6 protein-coding genes and 2 pseudogenes are annotated in these 7,349 nt (G+C 52.4%); 5 read left to right on the top strand and 3 right to left on the bottom strand.

The features are described from left to right. The 5 genes and pseudogenes from ACTHUT_RS11755 to ACTHUT_RS11735 form a co-directional block, all read left to right on the top strand. Positions 1-335, top strand: a pseudogene (locus tag ACTHUT_RS11755) (succinate--CoA ligase subunit alpha); the annotation flags it as partial. 194 nt (positions 336-529) lie between these two features. Next, a complete protein-coding gene (locus ACTHUT_RS11750; RefSeq protein ID WP_070843376.1) occupies positions 530-964 on the top strand; it encodes a DUF883 family protein in 435 nt (144 codons plus the stop codon). Between the two features lie 109 nt (positions 965-1,073). Then, positions 1,074-1,481 (top strand): phage holin family protein, encoded by a 408-nt coding sequence (locus ACTHUT_RS11745; RefSeq protein ID WP_295697042.1) that lies wholly within the window; start codon positions 1,074-1,076, stop codon positions 1,479-1,481. After that, on the top strand, positions 1,462-1,728 hold the full coding sequence (locus ACTHUT_RS11740) for a hypothetical protein (RefSeq protein ID WP_440385563.1): 267 nt from the start codon (positions 1,462-1,464) through the stop codon (positions 1,726-1,728). Before ACTHUT_RS11745 ends, ACTHUT_RS11740 begins: the two co-directional genes overlap by 20 nt. Positions 1,729-1,953: 225 nt before the next feature. Continuing rightward, complete coding sequence (locus tag ACTHUT_RS11735) at positions 1,954-2,766, top strand: phosphatidylserine decarboxylase (RefSeq protein WP_311398427.1); 813 nt, start codon at positions 1,954-1,956, stop codon at positions 2,764-2,766. An 84-nt stretch (positions 2,767-2,850) separates the two neighbouring features. On the opposite strand, the pseudogene znuD reads toward ACTHUT_RS11735, so the two are convergent. The 3 genes and pseudogenes from znuD to ACTHUT_RS11720 all read right to left on the bottom strand — a co-directional run bounded on the left by znuD (position 2,851) and on the right by ACTHUT_RS11720 (position 7,348). Beyond that, positions 2,851-5,138, bottom strand: a pseudogene (znuD, locus tag ACTHUT_RS11730) (TonB-dependent zinc receptor ZnuD). 218 nt (positions 5,139-5,356) lie between these two features. Next, positions 5,357-5,839, bottom strand: a complete 483-nt coding sequence (locus tag ACTHUT_RS11725) for a cupin domain-containing protein (protein WP_070713367.1) — start codon at positions 5,837-5,839, stop codon at positions 5,357-5,359. Positions 5,840-5,938: 99 nt separating this feature from the next. Then, the gene (locus ACTHUT_RS11720; RefSeq protein WP_440385564.1) at positions 5,939-7,348 is read right to left on the bottom strand and encodes a leucyl aminopeptidase; all 1,410 of its coding nucleotides are present in this window, start codon (positions 7,346-7,348) and stop codon (positions 5,939-5,941) included. Position 7,349: the final 1 nt, after the last annotated feature.

Genomic DNA, 7,349 nt, shown 5'->3' with positions numbered 1-7,349 from the left:
CTGGTATGAACCAAATCGACGCACTGAAACTCTTCCAAGAAGACCCAGATACCGACGCCATCATCATGATCGGTGAAATCGGCGGTACTGCGGAAGAAGAAGCAGCCGAATACATCCAATCCAACGTCACTAAACCCGTTGTCGGCTACATCGCAGGTGTGACCGCCCCTAAAGGCAAACGCATGGGCCACGCCGGTGCGATTATCTCCGGTGGCAAAGGTACTGCCGAAGAAAAATTCGCCGCTTTCGAAAAAGCTGGTATCGCTTACACCCGCAGCCCTGCCGAGTTGGGCACTACCATGCTGGAAGTGTTGAAAGCAAAAGGTTTGGCATAAGACTTAAGTCTTTAAGCTGAATTGAAGAGGCCGTCTGAAGTTTTCAGACGGCCTTTTTTAATTTCATTTGGTTGTTTTTACATATTTGATACTTAATTTGATTGGAATTAATGCGATAACCGGAGAGAAATGTTTATAATTGATTAACAGATAAATAGTCTGTAACCATATCAACCTATCTCAAGGAGAAAAACATGAAAAAACACGATTTTGAAGCACGTCGCGAGGCTTTGCTGAAAGACATCCGAGAAGTGATGGATGATGTGGAAGAGTTGTACCGCGACGGTGTGGAAGCCGGTTCGGAAGAGGGCGGCAAAGCCCGGGCCAAATTGGAAGAAAAATTGGCCGCGGCCAAAGAGCGTTTGAGCCGTTTTGAAGAAGAGGCCGGCGAACGTTTACGCCATCATGCCGAGCGTGCGCGTGAGAAATACGAGCAGTTTGAAGAAGCGGCCCAGGAGCGTTTTAAAGAAGGCAAAGAGCGCTTTGCCGAATTTGAAGCCGATGCGGGCGAGCGTTTGAAACGCGGTGCCAAACATGCTGATGAAGTGGTGCATGAAAAACCATACTATGCGATGGGTTTTGCCGCATTGGCCGGTTTGGTTGTCGGTGTGTTGTTGAACCGCCGTTAATGTGAATATGTTAAGGCCGTCTGAACAGGCGTACACATGAAATCTTGGATTTCATTGCGCCGTACAGACGGCCTTAGCCTTATGTTTCCTGAGAAAAAGGATAATCGAGATGGGGATTCGCCAACGTTTTGAACATGGCAAGGCTTTGTTGAATCAGGGCGCGGATTTGCTGCTGTTGCGTTTGCAGGTATTGAGCTTGGATTTGACGCGTCAGGCGGAGAATGTGTTCCGTTTGGCGGTTTGGCTGGTGTTGTCCGGCGCGCTGTTGATGGTGGGCTTGGTCGGTTTGCTGTTCGGCTTGAACCGCGTGTTGTCGGATGTGGCGGCGTTGTGGGTGTTTTTCGGCATTTTCTTCGTGAGCCTGCTGATTATTGCCGTATTGTTTCGCAAAGTATCGGCAGATTATCGGGAGCAGGGCAGTCGTGTGGCTGAAACCTTGCAGGATATTCGGACGGACATTGCGTATTTGCGCGGTGAGATAGACAAGGGGGCGGACGATGAAGCAACAGGAGTATGAAGAAGCGCGCGAGCTGCTGATTTTGGAAGCCAAACTGGTGCGGCTGCGGATTGAAGCGGAAAATTTGAAACTGCGTAAAGCGGAAGAAAGCAAAAAACGACAGGGCAATCAGTTGATTAAGCTCGCAGATGTGGCGTATCAGTTGAGCCAAACGCGTTTGCTGTCTCAACGCTCTTTGTTCTCTACATCACGCCGTCGGCATTGGATTTGGCTGGTGTTGGCGGTTATACTGGGTTTGTCGAGATAATCGAGGGAAGAGGTTTGGTCTAAATGATATTTGCAGCGTATTGTTGGCTCGTGTGAGCTGCTTGTTGAGGACGCTGCGTCATTGTGTTGCCGAGATTTAAACTTTATCTATGTTGAGTATTTTTTACAAAAGACACCGGCCGTCTGAACATTTCAGACGGCCTCAATGTTTGGAGTTTCAGATATAATGGCGGCAATTTTGAAATTATTAAATGAAGGATAAGTAATGAACCGTTTGTATCCCCACCCGATAATCGCCCGCGAGGGCTGGCCGATTATCGGCGGCGGTTTGGCTTTGAGCCTGTTGGTGTCGATGTGCTGCGGCTGGTGGTCTTTGCCGTTTTGGGTGTTTACCGTATTTGCTCTGCAGTTTTTCCGCGACCCTGCGCGTGAGATTCCGCAAAATCCTGAAGCGGTGTTGAGTCCGGTTGACGGCCGTATCGTGGTGGTCGAGCGCGCACGCGATCCGTATCGTGATGTCGATGCTTTGAAAATCAGTATTTTTATGAACGTGTTCAACGTGCATTCGCAAAAATCGCCTGCCGATTGTACGGTAACGAAAGTGGTTTATAACAAAGGCAAATTCGTGAATGCGGATTTGGACAAAGCCAGCACGGAAAACGAACGTAACGCGGTGTTGGCGACTACGGCTTCAGGTCGTGAAATTACTTTTGTTCAAGTGGCCGGTTTGGTGGCACGCCGTATTTTGTGCTACACCCAAGCCGGTGCGAAACTGTCCCGTGGTGAACGCTATGGCTTTATCCGCTTTGGTTCGCGCGTGGATATGTATCTGCCTGTCGATGCGCAGGCGCAAGTGGCGATTGGCGATAAAGTAACCGGCGTCAGCACTGTATTGGCGCGTTTGCCGCTGACTGCGCCGCAAACTGAATCTGAGCCTAAAGCTGCAGCTCCACAAGCCGCGCCAGTTTCACAAGCTGCTCCGGCTGAAACAGTGGCAAGCCAATCTACCGAACAGCAGCAAATCGAAGCAGCGGCGGCTAAAATTCAAGCGGCTGTGCAAGATGTATTGAAAGATTAATAGTCAGTTTTAAATGATTGGTTAAAACAAGAAAAAGGTTTTCAGATAGCCGTCTGAAAACCTTTTTTGTTTGCCTATCTAGTTTTAAAACTTCACGTTCACGCCGCCGGTAAAGCTGCGGCCCATTTGCGGCGTATCAGAGAGGAAGCTGCTGTGGGCGTAAACGGATTGGTTGAGCAGGTTGTCGGCTTTGACGTACCAATTCCACTCGCTATAGCGCGTATTGCGGCGGTAGTTTGCGCCGAGGTTGAGCATATGGTGTCCGGGCGTGCGCGTTTCGTAGCGGGCGAGTTTGTTTTGGGCGAACACGCGGTAGTAGTCCAAATTGGCATCGATACGGTCGGTCAACGAGGCTTTCAGGTGGAAGCCGAGACGCGCAGCCGGAACACGAGGCGCGTTTTGGTCGTCCTGCGCGATGAAAGGACGGTTGCCGTAGGCATCTTCCCTGCCGGGCAGGGATGGCAGGTTTTTCAGACGGCCTCGTACATAGTCGCCGGAAACGCCGATGCGGTAGCGCGGTGTCGGTTTGAAGTAGATTTCGCCTTCCGCGCCGTAGAAGTCGGCACCGGATTGGTTGTAGCGCACGAGCTTCATTTCGCTGTCGTCTTCGATGGATTTGGGGCCGCGTCCGTCGTTTAAGGTTTGGGCGTAGATGTAGTTGCCGAAGCGGTTGCGGTAGAGTGCCAGATTGTATTGCCAGCGGTCGCCTTCGTAGCCCAGCGCGAGTTCGATGTTGTTGGAACGCTCTTTGTTGAGGTGTTTGTTGCCGACTTCAAAGGTGTTGGTGGCGACGTGTTTGCCGTGCGCGTACAGTTCTTGCGTTGACGGCAGGCGTTCCTGATGCGAGGCGGTCAGGCTGAGTTTGTGGTGTGGCGTGAAATACCAGTTGCCCGAAAGTGCGAACGAGCGGGCGGTTTGGCGGTGCGCACCGAGGTCGGGCAGGGGCTGGTTGTAGTAGTTTTCCCGATCAATCAATGCTTTGTCGTACTGAATGGAGGCTTTTTGTTTTTCCACGCGTACGCCGCCTTCAAGCGTGAAGTTGTCCCAGTTTGCCTGTTCTACACCGAAAAAGCTGTAATGGCGCACATTGTTGTCAATCAACATTGGTTGTTGGACGGTTTCGGGAATGGCGGAAAGCGCGCTGGATTTTTGTCCCAAATATTGCACGCCCCAGCTGCCTTTCAGACGGCCTATGGGTTGGTGGCGCAACTCGATACGGGCGTTGTGTGTTTTGTTGTTGAAGAAGTTTTCTACTGCATCGCCTGCTTTTTCGTCGTGGTGGTAGTCGTTGCGGTTCAGGTGTACGCGCAGGGCTTCAAAACCGGGGAATGGTTGCTTCCATTCGGCGCGGAGTTCGTAGCGTTTGTTGCGCAGGTCTATCCACGGTTTGCCGTTGTGGGCATGGGCGTGTGCATTATCGTCGTCGTGGAAGCCGCAGCTCAAACCTGGATTATCGTAATCGATGTCTTCTTCGGTCAGCAGGTGCGGATAAAGCTGCAAATAGTGTTTGTTAATCAAACTCTTCTGCCAGATGATGTCGGCGTGGCAATCATCATATTCGTGGCTGTGGGCAGGCAGGCCGTATTGGTCGCGGCGGTCGCTATACGCCACGCCGATAAAGCCTTTTTCGCCTACCCAAGACAGGCCGATGCTGCCTGTTTTGGAATCGGCATAGCTGTCGGGCAGTCGTTTCAGACGGCCTTCTTCTTTTTGATAGCTCGGTACGGCGTAATCGCCCGATTTACGGTACAAGCCTTCGGTATGCAGCACGAAGTTTTTGCCTAAACCGATATTGATGCCTGCAGATGTCAGTTTTTCCAAATTGCCGCTGCTCAAACGCAATCCGGCTTCGCCCGATACGCCGTTTTCAGGCATTTTTTCGGGGATTTTGCCATCGGCAACATCCACCAAACCCGCCACATTGCCTGAGCTGTACAAGAGCGTAACCGGGCCGCGCAGGATTTCGACCTGTTGCGACAAGGCGCTGTCCACCATCAGGGCATGGTCTGGCGAGAAGTCCGCCATGTCGCCCGTTTCGCCGTGATGGTTCAACACTTTAATCCGTCTGCCTGTTTGACCGCGTATCACAGGCGCGGACGCGCCGCCGCCGTATTGCGAGGCATGAATGCCCGGTACGCCGTCCAAAGCATCGCCCAAGTTGACGGCTTTTTGCCGCAAAGTATCGCCGGAGATGATTTTGTCGGAGGCGGTCGAAGCGTGCAGCAGCCCCGAAGTGGCGCGCGGACGGCTTTTACCGACGACGGTAACTGCTTCTAAGTCAACCGACTGCTCGGTTTCATGCGCTTGGGAGAGGATGGGGTGCTGATTAAAAGAATAGATAAAACAATGGGTTTGAGTGTGGTTTGTGTCATTTTAGTTTCTCATCATATTTCGAAAGGCTGTTATTATATAACATTTCATTATTAATATGATAAGATTTTTGAGAAAAAAGGCCGTCTGAAAACGAAGCGTGGTTTTCAGACGGCCTTTGGCTTGTATGCAGGTTTAAATGAAAACGGAACAATCTTTCTGCTGCCTGGTTTGGGTAAGGCAGAAAGTCACGGCAGATAGTTTGCTTTCATTGAAAGCATTACTTGGTTTCGGCGGCTTTAGCACCTGCGGTTTCGGCGATCAAATCCAAGAATACCAACGGCTTTTTGCCGATATTTTTGAGTGCGTGGGACTGGCCGGGGCGGGCGATGGTAATGTCTCCTGCGCCGACTTCGGTCTGTTTACCTTCGCTGTCGGTAAACAGGCCTTTGCCGGATACGATGATGTAAACGTCTTCATTGCCGGTATGTTTGTGCTGACCGATGGAAGCGCCCGGCGGCAATGTGAGCCAGCCGATTTCTTTGAATGCGTCTTGGTCGGCGGTTTGATGGCGCGTGAAGGCAAAGCTGCCGAGCAAGGGGCCTTGGCCTCCGGCTGCGTTTTCGCGGTTCCATTCTGCCAAGTCGGCTTTTTTGTACACTTGGATGCTGCGGTCGGTGGAGGTGGTTTGTTCGGCGGCTTGGGCGTTTAGAGATGTGCCGAGCAGAAGGGCGACAGATAATGCGGCAAATAGTGGTTTCATAGCGGTTCTCCGTTTGTCAGGTTGAGTCAGATATGCGGATTCCGTTTTCAGACGGCCTGCGGGGTTGAAACGATTAACCCCCCAGGCTTCCCTCAAGATTTATTTCACATTGCGCAGATAGTTCAGCAATAATGGAACAGGGCGGCCGGTCGCGCCTTTTTCACCGCCGGATTTCCATGCGGTACCTGCGATGTCGAGGTGCGCCCACGGGTAATCTTCGGTGAAGTAAGACAGGAAGGTGGCGGCGGTAATCGTGCCTGCACCGGGCGTGCCGATGTTGGGAATGTCGGCAAAGTTGGATTTGAGTTGGTCTTTGTAGGTTTCAAAGAGTGGCAGTTGCCATGCTTTGTCGTCCACGTTGCGGGAAGCGGCCAGCAGGCTGTCGACCAAATCCTGGTTGTTGCCCATCACGCCGCTGACGTCATGACCCAAGGCGATAATGCACGCGCCGGTCAGAGTGGCAACGTCGATAACGGCTTTAGGTTTGAATTGTTCAGCGTAAGTGAGCGCGTCGCACAAAATCAGACGGCCTTCGGCATCGGTGTTCAATACCTCGATAGTCAAGCCTTTCATGCTTTTCACGACGTCGCCCGGTTTGTTGGCTGCGCCGGAAGGCATGTTTTCGCAGGTGGCGACAACGGCAATCAGGTTGATCGGCAGTTGCAGTTTGACGGCGGCGCAGAAAGTACTGATGACGGTTGCCGCGCCGCACATGTCAAACTTCATTTCGTCCATGTTCAGACCGGGTTTGAGGGAGATGCCGCCGGTGTCGAAGGTAATGCCTTTGCCGACCAATACCACAGGTGCGGCTTCTTTGTCGGCCGCACCGAAATAGCTCAGTTCGACCAAATATGGGTCTTCGACGCTGCCTTTGGCGACCGACCAGAACGAACCCATGTTTTCTTTGATGTAGTCTTTTTCAATGATTTTGGCGTGTGCGCCCAGTTTTTCGGCTTCGGCTTTGGCGGTACGCGCTAAAAATTCGGGCGTGCACTCGTTCGGTGCGGCATTACCCAAGTCACGGCAGAGGCTTTGTCCGTAAACTTGCGCTTCGGCAACGCGCAGGGCTTCTTTGACGGCGGCTTCGTGTGCGCTGTGGAACACGGCTTCTGTAAATTTGGCGGGCTTGGCTTCTTTTTTGTAGCGGTCGAAACGGTAGGCGGCGTTGCCGAAAGCGATGGCGAAGGCTTCGGCAACGGCTGCCGCTTGCGCTTCTTCAAAGGCATGAACGTCCACATTGACCGTTTCTTGGTTTTGCGCCCATTTGGCGGCTTCGGCGGCGGCTTTGTTCAATGCGGCGCGGTCGGTTTTTTCGAGGCGGACGACGGCGACTGCCTGCAAACCGTTGTCCGTCGGGATTTTGGTGTCGGCGAAATTTTGACTTTCTTCAAGGGAAGCGAAGAGGGCGAGGGCAGTCGGGTTGCTCAGTTGCGATGCTTCGGCGCAGACAAATAATTGCGCACCTGCCTGTTGAGCCTGCAAAGTTTCGGCTTTTGTGCTAAATTTCACG

The organism is Neisseria sp. P0022.S010 (genome assembly GCF_051956635.1).
This window is presented reverse-complemented; position numbering and strand designations above follow the sequence as displayed.